Below are 21,876 nucleotides of genomic sequence, written 5' to 3' on the forward strand. Positions count from 1 at the left end.
AGTCCAAAATGGAGGATAAGATTGGACTGACTTTGGCGTGCTTAAATCTCAAAAAACTAGTTAAAAGGATGGCAAGAAGGCCTTTTTATTTTGTCCAGATGAGGTGGTTTAAGCACCAAAACAGCTATTTTTCCCTAAAAACAGTAAAAAAGACAAACACCAAAACGATGTTTGTCTGCAATCTGAAACTTACCACTTTTAAAGTGATAAGTTCTTTATTTTGCTTGGAAACTCTATTATTTAAGAGTAACTGAAGCGCCTGCTTCTTCCAATTTAGCTTTGATTTCTTCAGCTTCTGCAGTTGCAACGCCTTCTTTAACCATAGCTGGTGCACCGTCAACAAGCTCTTTAGCTTCTTTAAGACCAAGACCAGTGATTTCACGTACAACTTTGATAACGCCAACTTTTTTGTCGCCAGCAGATGTCAATTCAACGTCGAATGAATCTTTAGCTTCTTCAGCAGCACCACCAGCTGCAGCAACAGCTACAGGAGCAGCCGCAGTTACACCAAATTCTTCTTCGATAGCTTTAACAAGGTCGTTAAGCTCAAGGATAGTAGCTTCTTTAATTTCAGCAATAATGTTTTCAATGTTCAATGCCATTGTGATTTTCCTCCAATTTAGGTTTTTAAATAGTTTGTAGCACTAAGCAGCTACGCTCTGACGCATTAAGCTGCGTCTTCTTTTTCTGCAACAGCTTTGACAGCGTATGCAACATTGCGAACTGGCGCTTGAAGTACAGAAAGCAACATAGAAAGCATGCCTTCGCGGTTTGGCAATGTAGCAAGTGCTTCGATTTCTTCTTTAGAAGAAACTTTACCTTCTACAGCTCCACCTTTGATTTCAAGAGCATCAGCAGTTTTCGCGAAATCGTAAATTGTTTTAGCTGGGGCTACTGCATCGTTTGAGAATGCAACCGCAGATGGACCTACAAACAATTCTGCAAGACCTTCAAGACCAGCTTGCTCAGCAGCACGACGCAAGATTGAGTTTTTGATAACTTTGTACTCAACTTCTGCACCACGCAAGTTACGACGAAGAACTGTATCTTGTTCTACTGTCAAACCACGAGCGTCTACAACAACGATAGATGTTGCAGCTTTCATTTGCTCAGCAACGGCATTTACTAATTCCGCTTTTTTAGCGATAATAGCTTCACTCATTTTTTTACCTCCGTTTTTATTTTGGGCTAGGCACAAAAAAATCGCACCTAAACCTAGACACGAAAGTACAAATACGTTTATCTCAATAATCGTTTTGTGCCTCGGTAGGATGTTTACGAGTCTAGCTCCCCTACTGTCTTAGGTCAGTTTTTTCAAACCTCAATAATCATAACACAGTATTTCATAGAATGCAAGACTTTTCTCTTATTTTTTTAAAAAAAATTACCAAACTTTGAAAAATAACTGCCATTCCCATGAGAATAGCAGTCTTATCTTATTTAATTTTATCTTCTTCGTAGTCACCATTTGGACATACAACTTGTTTACCACCACCACGAACTTTTTTCTCTACGAGATAGTGGTCACATTTTGGACAGGAACGTCCGACTGGCTTGTCCCAAGATGTAAATTCACACTCTGGGTAGCGATCGCAACCATAGAAAAGACGATTACGTTTGCTCTTGCGTTCAATCACCTGACCTTTTTGGCAAACTGGACAAGTCACACCGATTTCCTTGGTGATTTGTTTGGTATTGCGGCAGTCTGGGAAGTTGCTACAAGCGTAGAATTTTCCAAAACGACCTAACTTGATGACCATTTCATGACCACAAACATCACAATCAAAACCAGCTGGCTCATCCTTAATTTGGATTTTCTCCATCTGTTCTTCAGCCTTAGATAGCTCAACCTTGAACGGTTGGTAGAAACCATCGATGACCTTCTGCCACTGCTCTTTCCCGATTTCTACATCATCCAATTTTTGCTCCATATCTGCTGTAAATTTGACATTGACAATATCTGGGAAGAATTCGACAATGAGTTTATTGACAATCTCACCCAACTCTGTCGGTTCAAATCGCTTAGCAGCAAGCTTAACATAGTAACGTTTCTGAATGGTTTCAATGGTTGGTGCGTAGGTTGACGGGCGACCAACACCATTTTCTTCTAAGGTCTTGATTAAAGTTGCTTCTGAATAGCGAGCAGGCGGTTGAGTAAAATGCTGTTCAGGATTTGTTGTTGTTCTAACAACTGTATCTCCTTGCTCCATATCTGGCAACATCTTATTTTTATCAGAGTCATTATAGACTGCCATGTAACCATCAAATTTTACTTGACTACCATTGGCAGCGAAAATGACACCATTTTGCCCCAAGCGAACACTCATGGTATCAAAGACTGCCGCTGCCATCTGACTAGCTACAAATCGATTCCAAATCAAGGTATAAAGACGAAGTTGGTCCTTATCTAAATACTTGGCAATGGACTCTGGTGTCAAATGAACATTTGAAGGACGGATGGCTTCGTGGGCATCCTGGGCTCCTGTCGCATTTTTGACCTTGCTACCATGTTTTGAATAGGTTTCGCCAAAACGCTCCGTGATAAATTCTGCTGCCTGTGCTTGTGCAACAGGGCTAATACGGGTCGAATCCGTACGCATATAGGTAATCAAACCTTGAGTACCACCGGTACCAAGACTAACCCCTTCATAAAGCTGTTGGGCAACCATCATGGTCTTACGGGTACGGAAGTTGATTTTGTTAGCTGCATCCATCTGCATGGTCGAGGTTGTATAAGGAAGTGGTGCATTGCGTTTACGTTCCTTACGCTCTACCTGTTCGACCAAGAAATCATCGCTATTTAAACGAGCCAGAATCTCCTTGACCTGCTCATTGTTTTCAACCTTGACTTTTTTTCCATCTAAGCCATAAAAGCTGGCTTGGAATTTCTTAGTACCCTTTTTAAAGGTGGCATCGATAGTCCAATATTCCTCTGGCTTGAAATTGTTAATTTCATTTTCACGGTCAATGATGAGCTTGAGGGCAACAGATTGCACGCGCCCTGCAGACAAGCCTTTTTTGACTTTCTTCCAGAGAATAGGTGAGATTGAATATCCAACAATACGGTCTAGAACACGACGAGCCTGTTGGGCATCGACCAAATCATGATTAATAGCACGAGGTTCCTTGAAGGCATTTTTAACGGCATCCTTGGTGATTTCATTGAAAACAACACGGTTTTTATCCTTTTCGTCTAGTCCCAAAATATGAGCCAAATGCCAAGAAATCGCTTCTCCTTCACGGTCCGGGTCACTTGCCAGATAGACTTGTTTGGCATTTTTTGCCTCTTTTTTCAATGAATTGATAAGCGGACCTTTTCCTCGGATATTGATATACTCAGGCGCATAGTTGTTATCAAAGTCAATGGACATGCTTGATTTTTTCAAATCACGAATGTGACCAACTGAGGCAACAACCTTATAATTTTTACCAAGATACTTCTCAATCGTTTTGGCCTTTGCAGGCGACTCCACGATGACAAGATTTTTCTTGGTTGTCGTTTTTTTCTTACTAACTGATTTCGTAGCCATTCTTATACCTTACAATTATTTTTAACCTCACAAAGAATATACTATTTTTTAATCAGTGTCAAGATTTTTATTTTCCTATAGGAAAACTTATTTTATAATTGATAGTCCGAAAGGATGTCTAAGCCCGATGTAATGCACTTTGCACCTTCTTGAATCAAATGATGACAACCATCTGATTTTCCATCTAAAATAGAACCTGGAATAGCATAAACTTCTCTTCCTTCTTCCAAGGCACGTTCGCAAGTAATCAAGCTACCAGACCGCATTTTTGCCTCGCAAACCACCAAACCTTCTACCAAACCAGCGATAATCCGATTCCGTTCAGGGAAATGGTATTTGAGTGGCTGGGCACCAGGTTCATACTCTGTCAGTACCAGATGGTGTTTGCCAATGTAGGTCTGCAAGTCCTTGTTTTCTTTCGGATAGACCTTATCCAAACCTGTTCCAATTACAGCAATGGTTTGGCCTCCATTTTTCAGACTGGCGATGTGGGCCGCTGTATCAATTCCTCTTGCTAAACCGCTGACAATGACAAAGCGATTATTGAGTTCTTTGATAATCTTCTGCACAGACTGAACGCCATTCTTGCTGGCATTTCGGGTACCAACAACTGCCAGCTTTGATTTTTCCAGCAATTCTAAATCCCCTTGATAAAACAAAAGTACAGGTGGATTGTAAATTTGTTTGAGAGCCAAAGGATAAACGTCATCCAAAATTGAAAATGATGGATACTTATTAAATTCCTCGCGACAGGCTTTTGTATCTAGATTCTTATAATTCTCCATAAAAAGAATGGGATTTTTACATTCAGACACTACAGCAACATTGCGTAAGGTTAATTTTTTACCATGTTTTTCTTGATAGGCCAAAACTTTATTAATGTTTAGATTGGTCAAGCCTGCTTTTTTCCATTTAAACAATTCAAAATTATTCATTTTCTTCACCTCACTACTATTATTCGTAAAATAAAATAAAAAAACAGCTTTAAGCCGTTTTTTGTAAATGGAAATACAAGGCTCCTAATAAATTTGCGTCATTATGATAATGAGCAGCTTGTATTCTTACCGATTCAATATTAGGGGTTACTGGCATCTGCAGGTCAGATACTAAATTTTATACGATTCCTTTATCCCTGAAATTAAGATGTTTTGCTGACTTACCCCGCCTCCAAGGGCTACTTTCTCAACGTGAACCAATAACCTCAAATTCAAAATTAGCGTCGCAATTTCATTACAATAGTTATCAAATAATTCTTGAAGGCTCTGGTCTTCCCTATTTTGTATTGCCTCAAACACTTTTAAACCGTCGGACTCAGTTAACCCCAGATGCTCGCTGGCCTGATTTACAAAACCAACGGCTGAACCTTGATTATGAATTAAACTTTGTAAGCCTTGCCAATGTAAATCTAGTACCATACCCAAATCATGAAAAATATCCCTATCTTTAATGGCTATAGAATGGCGTATTGGCTTTGTTAATAACCCTTTGGATTGCAATTCAGTAAAGCCGATAAGCTGGCCATTGGAAACGATTGACAATCCAACTCCAGTTCCCAGCACCAATGCCCCTCCACAATAACAATCTTTAAGGCTACCAGATTGTGCCTCCGCCAATCCTGCGGCATCGGCATCATTCAATACTGTAACAGGAAGTCCAGAAAAAACACTCATTTCTTCAGCTAATGGAATATTTTTTAAATATGGAATCAAGCCCCCAGAACGAACAAAGCCTGTTTGATTGTTAACATTACCAGGACAAGAGATGCAGATATCAGATATAGTCGTTCCAAATTGCTCAGTTATATTTCTTAGAAATAAATTGAAATCTACTATATTTTGTGGAGTTGGACCCTTACTTTGTTCGAGAATGGTTCCATCCTTGCTTATCTTTCCATATTTTATGTACGTTCCGTCGATATCGATTGCTAAAAAATCCCTCATCTATTTACAGGAATCTCCTTTATAACACGCGCAGGATTACCCGCTAAAACGACATTATCACCAAAAGATTTGGTCACAACTGAACCAGCACCAACAACCACGTTGTCTCCCAAGGTCACGCCTGGTAGGATAGTCACACCACCACCAGCCCAGAAATTATCACCAATTGTAATAGGTGCGCCATATTCCAAACCAGAATTGCGCTCGTCAGGGTCCAAGGGATGCAAGGGAGTCAACAATTGTACATTGGGACCGAGCATGGCGTTTTTCCCAATTCGTATCGGACAGACATCAAGCATAGTACAATTGAAATTAGCATAAAAATCCTCTCCGACATGGATGTTACTTCCGTAATCACAGTAGAAATTTGGCTCCATGTAAATGCGCTCGCCTGTAGCTCCAAACCAGTTTTTCAAAATTTGAGAACGTATAGAGCCATCTAACTCATTATTGAAGTCCCGCATCTTTTGGCGAGCCAGCGTTCTCATTTGTCTAAGTTCTGGATCGGCAGCTATATATAATTGACCTGCTATCATCTTTTCTCTTTCGGTAGGCATGTTCATCTCCTATTTCTTTATTATCAGATTGATGGCTTCTGCTAGACGGGCCTCTTGTTCCTCAGGATTATCAGAAGGATTCTCAATACAATCTTGAACTTTCTGTGCAATTACCAAACCCATCATACTGTTGATGCTAGATCGGACGGCACTTAGTTGCGTGACAATATCAATACATTCTTGTTCTTCTTCAATCATTTTCTGAATGCCACGAAGCTGTCCTTCGGCACGCTTCAAACGGTTTATCATCTTTTTTTTATCAGTATTCATACCCTATATGGTACTGCTTGTTTCTCAAATTGTCAATTCTAAAACTTGACAATCAATCCTTGAATTTGTTATATTTTAAATACCCTATAGGGTATAGAAGGAGAATCTATCATGTTTAAACAATTACTATCTGGACTTTTCTCTGCTGGTGATGGCCTATCAATTTCGGATGTCACTCAAGCATTAAAAGAAAAGAACACTGTTTTATTAGACGTCCGTGAAGTTGATGAATTTACAAGTGGTCATATTCCGCAAGCTATCAACCAACCTCTCAGTCAACTTGATCAATTCAAAGGCGATAAAAATAAGCACTATCTTGTCATCTGTCAATCTGGAATGCGAAGCCAACGGGCGACAGACGTTCTGACATCTCAAGGCTATCAAGCTGTCAATGTAAAAGGCGGCATGAATGCTTGGACTGGAGAAATGATCTAGGAGGTAACTCATGAAAATTATCATTGTAGGCGGTGTAGCTGGTGGTATGTCAGCTGCGACACGTCTTCGTCGTCTTATGGAAGCTGCGGAGATCATCGTTTTTGAAAAAGGGCCTTTTGTCTCCTTTGCCAACTGTGGTCTGCCTTATCATATTTCTGGGGAAATAGCAGAGCACGATAGCTTGTTGCTTCAAACGCCAGAAAGTTTGAAAAAACGCTTCAATCTAGATGTCCGCCCCTTCCATGAAGTTATTAATATTGACGCAGGCAATCAAACTGTGACAGTCAATACACCAGCTGGTGAACTGATTGAAAGCTATGACAAACTGATTTTATCACCAGGTGCCAAGCCAGTCATTCCACCACTTGAAGGAATTTACGAAGCCGACAATCTATTTACACTTCGAAACGTACCTGATTTGGATAAGATCATGACTAAACTAACCCAGATCGAATCTGGTCAAGCAGTTGTTATCGGTGCTGGATTTATCGGTCTGGAAATGGCTGAAAATCTAGCCTTAAAAGGACTGAAAGTCACTCTTGTTGAACGAGCACCTCATGTCCTACCAACCTTTGACTTGGAAATGGCACGATTTATTGAAGCTGAGCTCAACAGAAAAGGAATAACCGTTATCACTGGACAATCCGTCACTGCTTTTCGTGAAAAGGGACACAGCTTAGAACTATCAAACGGACAAACTTTGTCATCTGATGTAACTATTCTATCAGTTGGTGTCGCACCTGATAGCCAATTAGCAAAAGATGCTGACATTGAAGTGGGACTCCGTTGCGGGATTCTCGTTGATCAGAACTACCAAACTAGTCAAAATAATATTTACGCAGTTGGTGATGCTATCGTGGTCAAACAGGAAATTACTGGTCAAGACACCCTCATCTCCTTAGCTTCTCCTGCTAACCGACAAGGACGACAAGTAGCGGATGTTATTGCTGGACTTTCTCGTACAAACAGGGGTTCAATCGGAACAGCTATTGTGAAAGTCTTTGACTTAGCTGCCGCTTCAACAGGATTAAGCGAACGTACTGTTCAATCCCTCGGCTATGAATATGCCATTGTTCATACTACTGGAAAAGACCATGCAGGTTACTATCCAGGTGCAACTGACATTGTTCTGAAACTGATTTTCTCACCAACTGATGGAAAAATCTTCGGTGCCCAAGCAGTTGGTCAAAAAGGAGTCGACAAGCGGATAGATATCCTTGCCACTGCTATCAAGGCTGGACTGACGATTTTTGATTTACCAGAGCTAGAGTTAACCTACGCTCCGCCATTTGGCTCTGCAAAAGACCCTGTTAATATGATTGGCTATGCTGCTATGAATATCGCAGAAGGTATCAGCCAAAATATCCAATGGCACCAGCTAGATGAGGAACTGGCTACTGGAAAAATCTTGCTAGATGTTCGTAATCCTAGCGAAGTCGAAAGTGGACAGTTCAAAGAGTTTCTTCACATTCCTTTGGACCAACTCCGTGAGCGTATTGGTGAACTAGATCGTTCAAAAGAATATATCGTCAGCTGCCATAGTGGACTGCGTTCTTACATCGCTGAGCGAATTTTGAAAGAACACGGATTTAGCGTTAAAAACTTAGATGGGGCTTATTCTCTATATAAGATGGCTTTGCCTGAGAATATCATCCTATCATGATGAAAAACTCTTCTGTATTTTCCGATTACAGGAGAGTTTTGTTTGACTTTGAATATAGAAGATTGTATAATCTAGTTACCAATACTAGATAAAAGAAAGTAGATAATCATGAAACAAACTATCCCCTACTGGCATGAATTACCTGATTTAGATTTGTATTTGGACCAAGTTCTGCTGTATGTTAACCAGACGACCAATTCATCAAAGCTATTGGAACAAAAAAGTTTGACGGCCTCTATGATAAACAACTACGTCAAACACAAACAGCTTGAAAAACCTGTTAAGAAAAAATATCAAAAACAGCAAGTTGCCCGCTTGATTGCCTTGTCTATCTTAAAAAATGTCTTTTCTATTCAAGAAATCAGTCAGACCTTAAATCTTCTACTCCAGGTAGACAGTTCTGAAACTTTATACAATCATTTTGTTGACTGCATGCGAAATGAGGAGAGCGATGAAACGCCTGACATCATTCGTTATGCCTGCCAGTCTGTTAAACTATATTACAAAACCCGTCAACTCACTATGGAGTTAGAAAGGAGTCACTATGAATCCTAGTTTGAAATTAAGCCTACAACTTTCCTTTGGTGAAGAAGTTGCTAACAGTGTTACCCATGCAGTCGGAGCCCTGCTTATGTTGGTCTTACTCCCCATTACTGCAATCCATTCTTTTCAAGACTATAACCTGACTGCTGTGGTCGGCATGACTATCTTTGTCATCAGCCTATTTCTCATGTTCCTTTCCTCTTCTATCTACCACTCCATGCCCTACGCTTCTACTCACAAGTACATCCTAAGGATTATCGACCACAGCATGATTTACATTGCTATCGCAGGAAGCTACACACCTGTTGCCCTATCCTTGGTCGGTGGTTGGCTGGGTTATCTGATTGTAGGTTTGCAATGGGGATTGACTATTTTCGGTATACTCTATAAAATTTTTGCTAAAAAAATAAACGAAAAATTCAGCCTCTTTCTCTATCTCTTTATGGGCTGGTTGGTGGTCTTTATCTTGCCAGCCATTCTGCAAAAGACTGGAATGGTATTTGGCATTCTCATGCTGGCGGGTGGCTTATCCTACACCATCGGCGCCATCTTCTACGCCAAGAAAAAGCCCTACTTCCACATGATTTGGCATCTCTTTATCCTACTGGCTTCCGCACTGCAATACATGGCAATTGTCTACTTTATGTTATAAGAAAACAGCTTCTAGTCACCTAGAGGCTGTTTTTAATGCATTAAACTGATGATCACTCCGATCAGGTAAAGGGCTGACACGATGCTCAAAAAGACCAAATGCGTCTTTCGGCTCATGACCACATAGCCAACAAATTCCCGAATAAAGGCATTTAGGCTAAAGTAAAATTTTGTCTTTGCTCCGTAGCCGATACATTTGATTTTCAGTTGTCGTGCCAATAGCAGAGCTCTGAAAACGTGATAGTAATTGGTTACAAGGGCAAATCGACTGCCAGGTTTCATCAGGGCATAGGAAAATTTCAAGTTTTCCTCGGTATTGGTTGATTGGTTTTCTATCACAATATCTTCCAAAGGAATACCCTTTTCCAAGGCACAATTAGCCATAGCCTGCCCCTCTGCCAGGAGTTCATCAGGACCCTGTCCGCCTGACATGATGAGCTTGCTACCAGGATGTTTCTTGTAGATCGCTATGCCTTTTTCAATACGAGAAGCCAAAAGTGGCGTCACCTTATCACCAATCAAGCCCGCACCTAAGACCACTACATAATCAAGCTTGCCTGGGAAGATATTGACCAAATTGACAAAGCTAGACGTGGTATAGAGCATGCTGATGATAATAGCATATGACACCAAAAAACCAACATAGACGAACAGCATGTTGAAAAAGCTGATCCCTGAAAGGGATTGAACAACAAAAGGAGCGATGAAGAGATAGAAAGTCAGGGCGACCGCCAGTCCCAAGGATAGGAAATTATGGAAGCGAACACCTTCTCTCTTCAAAATCTGAAAGCCATTCAGATAAAGTGTGAAAAGCAAGACAAATGGACCACTTAACAAGGCTAAAAAGAGCACCATAGCCACGGCTATAGCCAGCAAGCGTAAGATTTCATTGTTTTCGAGAATGCCTGTTGAGATAATCCATGCCAAGGCCCAGACGAGGATATTCAAGGCAAACAGTGAGATAAAAATCGACCGCCGCTCCCAGAAATAGACGAGAGCAAACAGACCGATAGCTGCTAAAAATAGCCAGAAAAAGACTGTCACGACGTATATCCTCCTGTTACCATAGACTTAATGGGCTCAAAGGATTTGCGGTGAATGGGCGTGATGCCTAGCTGGTTCAAGCCTTCCAAGTGCTCTGAAGTTCCATAGCCTGCATTCTTGGCGAAGCCGTAGCCTGAAAACTCCTTGTCGTAATCCGCCATCATCTTATCCCGCGTCACCTTGGCCACGATTGAGGCAGCTGCGATAGACAGGCTATTAGCATCTCCCTTGATGATAGAGGTTTGCGGAATTTTCGTGTCCAACTTCATGGCATCTATTAAGAGGTGTTCAGGCTCTTGGCTCAACTGCCCCAAAGCCTCTAACATAGCTAACTTGGTCGACTCGTAGATGTTGACCTGGTCGATGACAGCTGCATCTTTGACACCTACACCGACTGCCAGAGCTCTCTCCATGACTTCTTGGTAGATTGACTCGTGCTTGGACTTAGGGATTTTCTTGGAGTCGTTGAGGTAGCGGATTTTGCAGCCCTTGGGCAAGATAACCGCTGCTGCCACCACAGGACCTGCTAGTGGCCCCCGGCCGACTTCGTCTATGCCAGCGATTAACTCCACCCCATTTTCATAAAGGGCTTTTTCGTAGAATAGCATAGCTTCTAAGCGAGCATCTTCTACTGCTTCTTTTTCCAGCTCCTTTTGGCGTTTCTTGATAGCAGCCTGGACCCCTGCTCGCTCATCCTGAGCTAGTTCCGACCAGACAGGACTGTCAAGACTGTCCACCTGAGCCAGCAGAGCAGTCACTTCCTTAATCGTTGCCATCTAAGTCACTCACCTTATCCAATGTATAGGTGCCCAAACGCCCGTCTCGAACATCCTTGACAAAGAGGTTGTAAAAACGGTCATAGTCATCACGGAAGCCCAGTTTCTTGGTCCAGTCCATGATGAGTTCAGGCGTTTCCTGCTCCAAATCCATGCCCTTAAACCGCTCTTGTAGACGTTCTGGGTAGTTGGCCTTGAAATAGTCCAAACAAAAAATAGTGACCTCGTCCATAGGCAAGAGCTGGTCCTTAATGGCTCCAGTCAGAGCCAACTTCAGTCCAACTTCCTGGTCCTCAAATTTAGGCCAGAGAATCCCTGGTGTATCAAGGATTTCAAGGTCCTTGTTTGACTTGAGCCACTGTTGACCTTTGGTCACACCTGGTTTGTTGCCGACAACGGCAATTTTCTTTCCAGCCAGACGATTCATAAGGGTGGATTTTCCAGCGTTTGGAATACCGATAATCATGGTCCGCAGGGTTTCTTTTTGAATCCCTCTTTCGCGGAGACGTTCAATTTTGTCTTTCATCAGACTCTTGGCTGCGTCGGTCACTTTTTTCACCGTCGCTTGCTCTTTTGAGTTGATGGCAAGGGTACGAATGCCCTGACCTTCAAAGTAGCTCTGCCATTCTTTGGTACGAACAGGGTCTGCCAAATCGACCTTGTTGAGAATCATGAGCTTGGGCTTGTCGCCGACAATCTTGGTCAACATGGGGTTTTGGCTGGATAGGGGCAGGCGGGCATCGACCAAAATGGTTACGAAATCAACGTGCTTGATATTCTCCTGCACCTGCCGGCGTGCCTTGGACATATGGCCCGGAAACCATTGAATAATTGCCATGGGATTAAAACTCCTTTACTTTGGGCTTTTATGAGCCTAACTTGATATTTTTTATAAGAAATGGGCAGTTATTGGGCAAAATCAAGCTTATTAAAATAAGTTGTGATTGCTTGAACTGATTTTTCCTGAGTCCCAACTTCAAGATGTGTATATCCATTAGTTGTCTCTACTTCAACGTGTCCAACTCTTAATTGAATTTCTTTTAATGGTACATCATTATTATTTCTCAAAGCTGAAATATGAATATGACGGAAACTGTGTGGTACAACGTTTTTATTCCATTTAAAACCATACCGAGCTTCACAGTTTTTTTGTAAATCTTTAGCATTTTTCATGTTCTATAATACACAAAAATTGACAATGACTATTATACCACGAATTTCTTTATTTTACCGCCCTTTATTTCCAGCTCAAAACCTCTTTTATTTCTTCTAAATGAATGACTATTAGTATTTGAGTTGAATGAATTACGTGTTTAATATTCCTTGTTCTAATCACCTATTATCAAAATATAAAGACATAATTTACTCATAAAAGTTATTCTTTTTTGCAACAAACTGTTACTCAAGTCCAATATACCATTTTGGAGGTAGGTAAATGTGACTACCAAACATGTTTTTTCTGAGCAGAAAAAAGCTAGGCTTCCAAAATCAGATGCCTAGTTTTTACAACTTCATCTATATACACTGCTCATTCAATAACTTCAGATTGATTTTTAATTAAAATTTCTCAAACGACCTAATTATCAAGTATTAAAACCATCTGAGCCTAATTGAAAATATTCTGGTTTAATTTTTTCAATCAAGTTACTTGCAATAGAGTTAATTCCTACGTGCATCAATATTGGTTCTTCAAATTCTACTTGACTTGCATACTGTCTTGCTATTTGATGGGCAACACTAGCCTCAATTTGATATTTAGATTCTTTTAACAAAGCCTGTGCTAATTCATTACAATACAAATCATCAGAACTAATCATTGTTTTGGTTCTAACACCTTTCCATCTTTGGATAATTATATCTTTATTATGCAAATTATATCACAATTCATTTTATGATGAATCATTAGCTTTCTATATATAAATGTCTTACCAATTATTGTTAATTTGAAATAAGAAAAGGTTTAAAAAATACCTACAACCTATATTTGATTCACCAGATTGCAGGTATTTAATATTAAATCAATTGATTAGAACAACTCTTTATAGAAAGCGATAGTTTCTTCTAAGGTTGGCATGAATGGATTTCCTGGTGCACAAGCATCAATCAAGGCATTCTTAGAGAGATATTCAAAATCAAAGTCTTCTTCTTTGATGTCAAGCTCTGTTAATTTCTTCGGAATACCGACTTTGGCTGACAATTCTTCGATTTGGGCAATGGCATAGTCAGCACATTCTTCATCAGTCTTACCTGCGATATCAAGACCTAAAGCTTTTGCAACATCGCGGAAAGCTGCTGGAACACGTTTGGCATTTTCACGTTCAATGATTGGCAAAATCATAGCACAGCAGACGCCGTGTGGTAGATCGTAAACAGCACCCAATTGGTGAGCCATTGAATGCACATAGCCTAGACCAGCATTATTAAAGCTCATACCACCGAGGAAAATAGCATGGACCATAGCTTCACGGGCTTCGATATCCTGACCGTTTTCAACTGCACGTGGTAGGTATTCTTTGATTAACTCAATGGCACCCATTGACAGTTTCTTGGTCACACCATATGCTCCTGGAGTTACTAGAGCTTCGATAGCATGGGTCAAAGCATCCATACCCGTTGCTGCAGTTAAAGCTGCTGGTTTAGAAAGCATGAGTTCTGGATCATTAACTGACATAACGGCCAAGCTATTTTTATCTACCATAACCATTTTAACCTTGCGTTCTTCATCGGTAATGACATAGTTAATGGTAATCTCAGCAGAAGTACCTGCAGTTGTATTGATAGCGACAACTGGCAGACCAAGTTTTTCTGACTTATGCAATCCTTCATAGTCTTGTGGTTTACCGCCGTTTGTTGCCATAATGGAAATACAGCTTGCTGCATCTTGAGGAGAGCCACCACCGACTGAGATGATAAAATCACAGTCATTTTCCTGCAAAACTGCTAGTCCATCAAATACATTTTTACAGGTCGGGTTAGGATCGACCTTACTAAAGACTACATAGTCAATACCTACTTCATCAAGCGGCTTGGTCACTTTAGGTAAAATATCACTTGTTCGGATAAAATCATCTGTTACAAGCAGAGCCTTTTTGTAGCCCAAATCCTTGACATAACTACCAATTTCGTTGACACAACCGCGACCAATCAAGTTGACCGCTGGGACGTAAAATGTTGCCATAGACAAGCTCCTTTTTTTATTTGAATTATTTTATATTATTATACTATATATTCCGTTATAATGCAATTTATTTGTGAAATATATAACAAAAAAATCTTCAAATTGAAGATTTCTTTAATCTTATATTGGCGTTGAATATAGTTAAAACTATAGTCGACGCTTTTTTAGTCAAATTCATATAATTGTGGGAATTTACCACATTCAGGATTCTTGGGATGACAGACTTCTCGTCCAAAATAAATCATGGCTTGATGGGCTGGGAGCCAGAGTTCAGGAGGCAAGACTTCCATGACCCGCTTTTCCGTTTCCAAGGGTGTAGCTGATTTTTTGACAATGTCGTGATGTTTACAAATGCGGCCCACATGGGTATCAACTGCGAAGGCAGGAATGCCAAATCCAACACTCAACACTACATTAGCCGTCTTTCTACCAACTCCAGCCAAGGCTTCTAATTCCTCACGAGTTTGAGGTACAACGCCATCATGTCGATCCAATAATTGCTGGGCGCATTCTTTCAAAAATTTGGCTTTATTACGATACAAGCCCAAACGAGAAATGTAAGGCTCGATGTCCTTTACTTCTGCTGCTGCCATGGCCTGGGGTGTTGGGAAAGCTGCAAATAAACCAGGGGTGGCCTTGTTAACAGCAGCATCCGTTGTCTGGGCAGATAAGAGCACTGCACAAACCAATTCGAAATGATTGCGGAAGTCCAAACTTGGCTTAGCATCAGGATAAAGGGCAATGATTTCTTCAATAACTTTTCTTGCACGTTTCTTTGATAATACCATGTGTCCATTATAGCATGAAAAAGATGATTTTTCTAAAAAGTTACCTGCATTTATCGTTAGCTCTCATGCTATAATAATCTATGAAAGGAGTTGACATTTATGTATTTACAAGAACTTTGTAGAAAGGTCATTCAGGCTCGTCCCATGGACAGCCACAAGGGGACCTTCGGCCGTGCCTTACTGATTGGCGGCCTTTATCCTTACGGTGGGGCTATCATTATGGCTGCCCTAGCCACTGTCAATAGCGGAGCTGGCTTGGTCACTGTCGCGACTGAGAAAGAAAACATTCCAGCACTGCATAGCCACCTACCTGAAGCCATGGCCTTTTCGGTTGAGGACAATGATTTACTCGTGACTAACTTAAAACATGCGGACTTGGTTTTGATTGGTCCAGGTTTAGGGGACAATAGCAGAGCAGAAAACCTAGTTGACCTAGTACTTGAACACTTGTCAGAAAAACAGATTTTAGTCATAGACGGCTCTGCCTTGACCATTATCGCCAAGCAAAATCAAAAACACTTCCCTTGTAAACAAGCCATTTTAACTCCCCACCAAAAAGAATGGGAAAGACTATCGACTATCCCCATTGCCAAACAAACAAGCCAGACCAATCTACTAGCCTTACAAACCTTTCAAGAACATACTATTTTAGTGGCCAAGAGTTCTGCAACACAAGTGCTTCAAGCAACTCCCGAACAGATTACTCCCATCAAAGCTGGTGGTCCCTATCAAGCAACTGGAGGTATGGGAGATACGCTTGCCGGTATGATAGCAGGCTTTGCCCTACAATTTCCACATGTTCAACTTTACGATAGAGTTGTGACTGCTACCTACCTTCATTCTCACATTGCAGACCAACTATCACAGCAACTCTATCTAGTCAAGCCTACAGACATTTCAAAAGAAATTCAGAAAACGATGTATCAATTTCAAACGCAAAAAGCACCTAGTTAACTAAGTGCTTTTTTGCTGATTATTCTTGCTTTTTTCGAAGTACAAAGCTTGTAAGTCCAAGGGTCAAACCAAAAATAATATATAGGTAATTATTATTTGTGTTACCCGTATTAGGTAATTTTGTCTGGCTTGTGTCATATGAATTACTTGCCCTCTGATTCTTCTCAACTAGAATAGATTCTTTTGGTTGTTGAACTGAAGATAGACCCTCATTTATTTGTGAAAGGTGTTTTACTTCTTTCGTTTGAACAGAATTTATTGTTGGTGAAATCTGATTGAGGGTTGATGGGCCGTTTTCATTTGACTCAGCTTCGGAGCCCAAAGGCGGAGCTGTTTTATTTTCTTCGACTTTGATGTCAGAACCTGGAACTTCTGATGGATTTTCCTCGCTGGATGGACTAGCTACACCATCAAGTTTTTCCTGGGCATTTATCAAGTTAGTTAGTGCCTGATTGACCAGTTCTTGACTTGCAAATTCGTCTTCCAAAATGACTTTAGCTGCTTCAATCGCTTGATCGTAGGCTTGTTTGACATTCTCTGAAGCGTTGATATACTTGGCATCAGTCGTTTTAAGGAGAGATGAGACAGCTACTGCGTTACGTAACGCCGAAATATCTGTCTTTTGACCATTCAAATCAGCTTTTATAGTCAAAAGATTGGTCAGAATTTGATTGACAACTGCCTGGGTCAGGTTTTCTTGATATAAGACAAGTTGTGCAGATTGAACAGCTGAATCATAGGCCTTTTGTTTTTCAGTTTCTGCATTGAAATAAACAAAGTTATTTTTCACTGAATTGTAAGCATTGACTTCGGATTCTAGAGCTGTAAAATCTGTTGTTTGACCATTTAAGGCTTCCTTGGCAGCAATGAGGTTGAATAATGCTTGATCGATTTCAACCTGAGTTACATTATGTTTGCTCGAGGTTAATTGTGCTACACGCATGGCAGTATCATACGAAATTTGACTGGTTGAATCAGCATTGTAATACTTGGCTGACGCTTGAATGGTTGTATATTCGCTAATTTCCTTGCCAATTGCTGTTAAATCAGTTTCTTGACCATTTAAGGCTTCTTTGGCAGCAATGAGGTTGAACAATGCTTGATCGATTTCAACCTGAGTTACATTATGTTTGCTCAAGGTTAATTGTGCAACTCGCATTGCGGTGTCATATGAAATTTGACTGGTTGAATCAGCATTGTAATACTTGGCTGACGCTTGAGTGGTTGTATATTCGCTAATTTCCTTGCTAATTGCTGTTAAATCAGTTTCTTGACCATTTAAAGCATTGTAGGCTGCGAGGAGATTTTCTAAGGCCGAATCAACTTCAGACTGATTATGCTTATTGTCAACAATTGATCTTGCAGCTATCAAGTTGGTCTGATAATTTTCTTGTAGCTGTGACTCTGCATTGTAGTATTTTGCAAGTTGTTCAATATCTAGGTTAGCAGACAAGAAGTCACGTAATGCCACTTTATCAATCAAGGTAAGTTTTTTAAGATTATTCTGCTCACTGACTACTTCTACCACTAAATCCTCTAAGAATTCGTATCCTTCAGGAAGAACAGGTACAATTGTATAATTTCCAACAGGAACAAATTTACCGTAGTCCGTCTTAGAGTACTTGGCATTTGGTACATTTATGATTAAGCCATCGTTGGTTTGAAGCTGAATGAATGAACCTGTAGGTAGGAGTTTATCAATATCGATCAAAAGATTGCCTTTATCCTTCAAAACAACATAGAAGTTCACAGCATCCTTACTATTTTCTTCCGAAATGGTAACTTCAAATTTGGTATCTCCGGCTAATGTAGACCATTCCGTATCATATAAGAAGAGTTCAAATGTATAGGTACCAAATGGTAATTTTATAGTAGAACTATCATCTGCATAGCGAGGCAGTTCGTTTACAATGTTTCCGTTTGAATCAGTAACAGAATATGAGAATAGAATTGGAGCTGGTTCATTAGTATCCTTATCTAAAATATTTACAGAAACTAAACCAGATTCATTTCCAATACTGATGAGATTTTCTACTTTTTCAAAACTTACATTTCCAGCGTAGTCCTCGACTGTATAATAGAATTTTGAAATATCTGCTAAATCTAATGGTAAGGTAAACGAACCATCTTGATTCTGAGCTACAAAGACTTTATTGTCTGATATTGTCACATCCCCGTTTTCAGCCAAGGTTGGAATTGTTGTAATTCCACTATCATCTGCGACCAAATAGAATACTTGCTCTCTGTAAATTCCTGCTAAACCAGAATCAGTGGCAGGGCGTGGATTGAAGTTATGGCTTGCAGCATCATAGGTTGCTGTGGTAATGATTGGAGATTCACGATCTACAACTACCTCAAATACCATAGTTTGAACATCTGCACCTGGAACTTCTGTAGAATATGTAAGCACATAATGATACTTACCATCTGCCAATGCTTGGCCTGCACTATCTGTTCCATTCCATTCAGTTGGATAAATGATGCTTGATTTTGGATTTTTTGGATCGCCGCTATAATAGTTTTTATCTCCACTTTGAGCTTCACTTGTCCACAATGCTACTTTTCTTTCAATGTCATTTGCATCGTAAACATTCGCTACTAAATTGGTGTAATTTCTTAAAAATACCCCTTTAAATGCTAAGGAATCTTGATTACTGTCATCATTTGGTGAAATTGCAAGATGAGGTTGTCCAGATTCATCTAATTCTAATACAAAATATCCTGCTTCATTTTTGAATGTTCCTAATGTCTTAATAGCAAAATCAGTTCGTTTATCAGTTGAATAGATCAATTCTGTACTACCTGTCACGAGGCCAGTATAATGTTGACTGATATCGACTGTATTTGGCACCTCTTCTACAGGTTCAAAATAGAAACCTCCATTTCCATCAGCAATCAAATTGTAAATCGGCTCTTCTAAAACAGCCAAATTCTGGAACTCACCACGGAATCCAACATAAGGGATACTAACAATTTCACCACCATCAACAGTATCTGTAAACTGAACGAAACCTTCCAAGTAATAGCCGTTTTTCATCAAAGCTGTTAATTCTTCTGCAAATTCACTTGCATTAATAGAAATTGTTAATGTTGTAGAAGAATTTGCTTTTATGGTAATGTTAGATCCTTCAAATTCCTTCAAGAAACGAGGCGCTAATGTAACATATCCATCCTTGATGGTGTCTGTAGTAAGTTGGGTAGAATAATGTAATGTTTTATCTTGATTTGAAATATTGTGAACCGTAACATTAAATTCGAAGCTATCTGCAACATTACCTAATGTAATACTTCCATATCCATCTTCTCCAGTAACATATAATCCCGTTGAAATCGCAGCAGCTGTATCAATGATACCCGCACCTTGTTGACGTGGAGAAGTAAATGCCCCACTTTCAGAGTTAGTATGTGCTTTCGCTGTTGACATTAAAAGATTTTTTACTAATGATTCTATTTCTTGAGGAGACTTATTTGGAAATTGTTCTTGCAAGTATTGTTTTACTAGAACTGCAGCACCAGCAACATGAGGTGCAGCCATACTAGTTCCTTGCATATTTGCATAGTCATTATCATTTATTGCAGCATAGATTGCCCCGCCTGGAGCTGCTAAATCTGGTTTCAATTCACCATCAGCAGACAGTCCCCAACTTGAAAAATCAGACAATAGTCCTGCTTCAGGATTAGGCTGAATGACAGTTTCATTGTTAAAAAGAATTTTATAGGAATTATTTGCAAGGGCTTCTCCAAATTCCAAAGGAATAAAGACCGAAGGAATTGCAATGGCTGTATCATCCAACTGCATGCTTACATTTGCTTCACCAGCTCTACTGTTAAAGATTACTGCTCCTACTGCACCTGCTGCAGTTGCATTGGCGATTTTTTCAGAGAAAGTAATGGACCCACGTTTGATCAATGCTAATTTACCTGTTAAATCCAATCCTTCAAAATCACTTGCTTCACCGATACCAGCATAAACGTATTCATATTCCTTTCCTACTTCGAAGGGAACAGTGCTTTTTTCTGGATTATTAAATGAACTCTTTCCATAATTCAATTCAGCATTATCTTCTAATCCAATGATATTAATAACCTTGCTACCAACAGTTGAGTTGTTATAGGAAGCTACAGAAATTGCATCTCTAGCAGTAGATGGACTACCCACTAAACCGTAATCTGGATAATCAGCACTTGGAATTGAATGTCCTGAACCAAATGTTCCATCGTTACCAGCTGCAATGACTACTGAAACACCAGCACGTCTCGCGATCTCAATTGCAGCAGTTACGCTGTCAGACATATTCACTACAGAACCATTTGCTCCACCAAGACTTAAGTTGATACTATCTGCACCAAGCTTAACAGCATCCTCAATCGCTCTCGCATATAAGGCAGCACCTGTTGTAGCCTTTATATCCGAAAAGACACGCATGAACATGACTTGCGCTTCTGGGGCTACCCCATACATTAATTGTTCTGCTACAGGTTTACTTGGATTTCCTGTTGCAATACTAGTAACGTGCATTCCATGAGAATGTTTATCAGCTTCTTTTAAGACATTATTTGCATCTACATAGTTATAGCCATAAATGACTTTATCATTAAACCATTGTCCATAATCAATTCCAGCTGCTGCTTTTGCTGCCTCAATTTCTGCCTCATTTTTAAATTTTGCTGTTGAAATATCTGAAATTTGAAGAACATCATGTTCAATATCAATACCTGAGTCTATAATTGCAACTACAGTTCCTTCTCCTTTATACCCATTATCCCAAACTTTAGGAACTGTAATAATGGTATTGCTATCAATGTTTTGTGGTTTTGCATCTTCAGTTGTTCCAATTTGTGAACTAGTATCTTGAGCTGAGTCGGAAGTTTGAATGACCTCATTGCTATTTTCTAGTTCTGAATCTGAACGTAGTGTTTCATTCGCTACACTATTATCAACAGGTGTATTTTGCGTTATATTTTGATTAATTTCAGAAGGAATACTATCTGTTTGTCCTGCAATTTCAGTCACATTCTCAGCCTCTGTTACAGTAACTGACTGCTCTACTTTCGTTGAATTAGTTGTTGTCTCAAGGTTAATTTCCGGAACAACTTGTTGGGTATTTTCTTCCGAAGCTATTGCAGACTCTGTTTGAGTTGTTTGACTGATTAATTCAATTTGACTGGAATGACTAGAAGACACAACTTCCTCTGCCGCAACTGTTTTATTTCCGGCAAACAAAAATACTGCCCCTAGTAAAACAGAGACTGTACCAATTTTATATTTCCGAAGCGAAAAGGTTTCTTTCTTTTTCATATTATTACCTCCAATTTTTCATTGATTTACATCAATGAAACTATTTAAACACAAAATTGCTTGTAATTCAAGTAAATTCTGAAAATTCAGTTATTTAACAAACTTATAACCAGTTATAACATATTGTTATAACTTCAGACTGAAGACAAAGTCCTTAGAATTGATTTTCTAAGGGCTTTTCTTCGTATTTAGGAGTATAATATAAGAAAAAGGACTTATGAGGTTCTCCTATGCTACACAAAGAAAAC

Annotated in this window: 20 protein-coding genes, 1 pseudogene and 1 other annotated feature; of the genes and pseudogenes, 6 read left to right on the forward strand and 15 right to left on the reverse strand. The window is 39.8% G+C overall.

Features of this window, described 5'->3' with window-relative positions; translation table 11 throughout:
* Nucleotides 1–254 (forward strand): annotated as a pseudogene (locus tag C1E99_RS15200) (hypothetical protein); the annotation flags it as partial.
* On the opposite strand, the gene rplL reads toward C1E99_RS15200, so the two are convergent.
* From rplL to C1E99_RS03530, 7 genes are all read right to left on the reverse strand, one after another.
* Nucleotides 237–602 (reverse strand): 50S ribosomal protein L7/L12, encoded by a 366-nt coding sequence (gene rplL, locus C1E99_RS03500; protein ID WP_002936483.1) that lies wholly within the window; start codon nt 600–602, stop codon nt 237–239. The pseudogene C1E99_RS15200 and the gene rplL sit on opposite strands and share 18 nt — an antisense overlap.
* Nucleotides 603–667: 65 nt before the next feature.
* Complete coding sequence (gene rplJ, locus C1E99_RS03505) at nt 668–1,162, reverse strand: 50S ribosomal protein L10 (protein WP_002936486.1); 495 nt, start codon at nt 1,160–1,162, stop codon at nt 668–670.
* 26 nt (nt 1,163–1,188) lie between these two features.
* Nucleotides 1,189–1,323 (reverse strand) — a sequence feature (ribosomal protein L10 leader region).
* 113 nt (nt 1,324–1,436) lie between these two features.
* Complete coding sequence (gene topA / locus C1E99_RS03510; protein WP_105206599.1) at nt 1,437–3,530, reverse strand: type I DNA topoisomerase; 2,094 nt, start codon at nt 3,528–3,530, stop codon at nt 1,437–1,439.
* Nucleotides 3,531–3,622: 92 nt separating this feature from the next.
* Complete coding sequence (gene dprA, locus C1E99_RS03515) at nt 3,623–4,465, reverse strand: DNA-processing protein DprA (protein WP_105206600.1); 843 nt, start codon at nt 4,463–4,465, stop codon at nt 3,623–3,625.
* Nucleotides 4,466–4,636: 171 nt separating this feature from the next.
* On the reverse strand, nt 4,637–5,470 hold the full coding sequence (locus C1E99_RS03520; protein WP_238146199.1) for an ROK family protein: 834 nt from the start codon (nt 5,468–5,470) through the stop codon (nt 4,637–4,639).
* Complete coding sequence (locus tag C1E99_RS03525; protein WP_105107140.1) at nt 5,467–6,027, reverse strand: sugar O-acetyltransferase; 561 nt, start codon at nt 6,025–6,027, stop codon at nt 5,467–5,469. The genes C1E99_RS03520 and C1E99_RS03525 overlap by 4 nt, the downstream gene beginning before the upstream one ends.
* A 9-nt stretch (nt 6,028–6,036) precedes the next feature.
* The gene (locus C1E99_RS03530) at nt 6,037–6,297 is read right to left on the reverse strand and encodes a metal-sensitive transcriptional regulator (RefSeq protein WP_105206601.1); all 261 of its coding nucleotides are present in this window, start codon (nt 6,295–6,297) and stop codon (nt 6,037–6,039) included.
* Nucleotides 6,298–6,408: 111 nt separating this feature from the next.
* Here C1E99_RS03530 and C1E99_RS03535 point away from each other — a divergent pair, with 111 nt between their 5' ends.
* The 4 genes from C1E99_RS03535 (at nt 6,409) to trhA (ending at nt 9,590) form a co-directional block, all read left to right on the forward strand.
* Nucleotides 6,409–6,732 (forward strand): rhodanese-like domain-containing protein, encoded by a 324-nt coding sequence (locus C1E99_RS03535; RefSeq protein WP_105206602.1) that lies wholly within the window; start codon nt 6,409–6,411, stop codon nt 6,730–6,732.
* A gap of 10 nt (nt 6,733–6,742) precedes the next feature.
* Complete coding sequence (locus C1E99_RS03540) at nt 6,743–8,395, forward strand: FAD-dependent oxidoreductase (protein ID WP_105206603.1); 1,653 nt, start codon at nt 6,743–6,745, stop codon at nt 8,393–8,395.
* A gap of 108 nt (nt 8,396–8,503) precedes the next feature.
* On the forward strand, nt 8,504–8,950 hold the full coding sequence (locus C1E99_RS03545) for a DUF1836 domain-containing protein (protein WP_105206604.1): 447 nt from the start codon (nt 8,504–8,506) through the stop codon (nt 8,948–8,950).
* Nucleotides 8,940–9,590, forward strand: a complete 651-nt coding sequence (trhA, locus tag C1E99_RS03550) for a PAQR family membrane homeostasis protein TrhA (protein ID WP_105206605.1) — start codon at nt 8,940–8,942, stop codon at nt 9,588–9,590. Before C1E99_RS03545 ends, trhA begins: the two co-directional genes overlap by 11 nt.
* A gap of 32 nt (nt 9,591–9,622) precedes the next feature.
* Here trhA and C1E99_RS03555 read toward each other — a convergent pair whose 3' ends face one another.
* The 7 genes from C1E99_RS03555 to nth form a co-directional block, all read right to left on the reverse strand.
* Entirely contained in the window at nt 9,623–10,633 is a 1,011-nt protein-coding gene (locus C1E99_RS03555; protein ID WP_105206606.1) for a YdcF family protein, read from the reverse strand.
* Nucleotides 10,630–11,409: a ribonuclease HII gene (locus tag C1E99_RS03560; RefSeq protein ID WP_105206607.1), complete on the reverse strand. Its 780-nt coding sequence runs from the start codon at nt 11,407–11,409 to the stop codon at nt 10,630–10,632. The genes C1E99_RS03555 and C1E99_RS03560 overlap by 4 nt, the downstream gene beginning before the upstream one ends.
* Nucleotides 11,396–12,247, reverse strand: a complete 852-nt coding sequence (gene ylqF, locus C1E99_RS03565; RefSeq protein WP_105206608.1) for a ribosome biogenesis GTPase YlqF — start codon at nt 12,245–12,247, stop codon at nt 11,396–11,398. Before ylqF ends, C1E99_RS03560 begins: the two co-directional genes overlap by 14 nt.
* Before the next feature lie 68 nt (nt 12,248–12,315).
* Complete coding sequence (locus C1E99_RS03570; RefSeq protein ID WP_105107131.1) at nt 12,316–12,582, reverse strand: tyrosine-type recombinase/integrase; 267 nt, start codon at nt 12,580–12,582, stop codon at nt 12,316–12,318.
* A 410-nt stretch (nt 12,583–12,992) separates the two neighbouring features.
* Entirely contained in the window at nt 12,993–13,280 is a 288-nt protein-coding gene (locus C1E99_RS03575; protein WP_238146200.1) for a hypothetical protein, read from the reverse strand.
* Nucleotides 13,281–13,435: 155 nt separating this feature from the next.
* The gene (locus C1E99_RS03580) at nt 13,436–14,587 is read right to left on the reverse strand and encodes an iron-containing alcohol dehydrogenase (RefSeq protein ID WP_105107129.1); all 1,152 of its coding nucleotides are present in this window, start codon (nt 14,585–14,587) and stop codon (nt 13,436–13,438) included.
* 164 nt (nt 14,588–14,751) lie between these two features.
* Nucleotides 14,752–15,375 carry an endonuclease III gene (nth, locus tag C1E99_RS03585; protein WP_105107128.1) on the reverse strand — a complete coding sequence of 208 codons (624 nt, stop codon included), beginning with the start codon at nt 15,373–15,375 and terminating at the stop codon, nt 14,752–14,754.
* A 99-nt stretch (nt 15,376–15,474) separates the two neighbouring features.
* Between nth and C1E99_RS03590 the strand changes: the two genes are divergently transcribed.
* Nucleotides 15,475–16,329: an NAD(P)H-hydrate dehydratase gene (locus C1E99_RS03590; protein WP_105206609.1), complete on the forward strand. Its 855-nt coding sequence runs from the start codon at nt 15,475–15,477 to the stop codon at nt 16,327–16,329.
* Between the two features lie 19 nt (nt 16,330–16,348).
* Here the strand turns inward: C1E99_RS03590 and C1E99_RS03595 are convergent, their stop codons facing one another.
* Nucleotides 16,349–21,628, reverse strand: a complete 5,280-nt coding sequence (locus C1E99_RS03595) for a S8 family serine peptidase (RefSeq protein ID WP_105206610.1) — start codon at nt 21,626–21,628, stop codon at nt 16,349–16,351.
* Nucleotides 21,629–21,876 lie beyond the last annotated feature (248 nt).

The sequence above is a fragment of the Streptococcus suis genome (assembly GCF_002964045.1).
GTDB lineage: Bacteria > Bacillota > Bacilli > Lactobacillales > Streptococcaceae > Streptococcus > Streptococcus suis_U.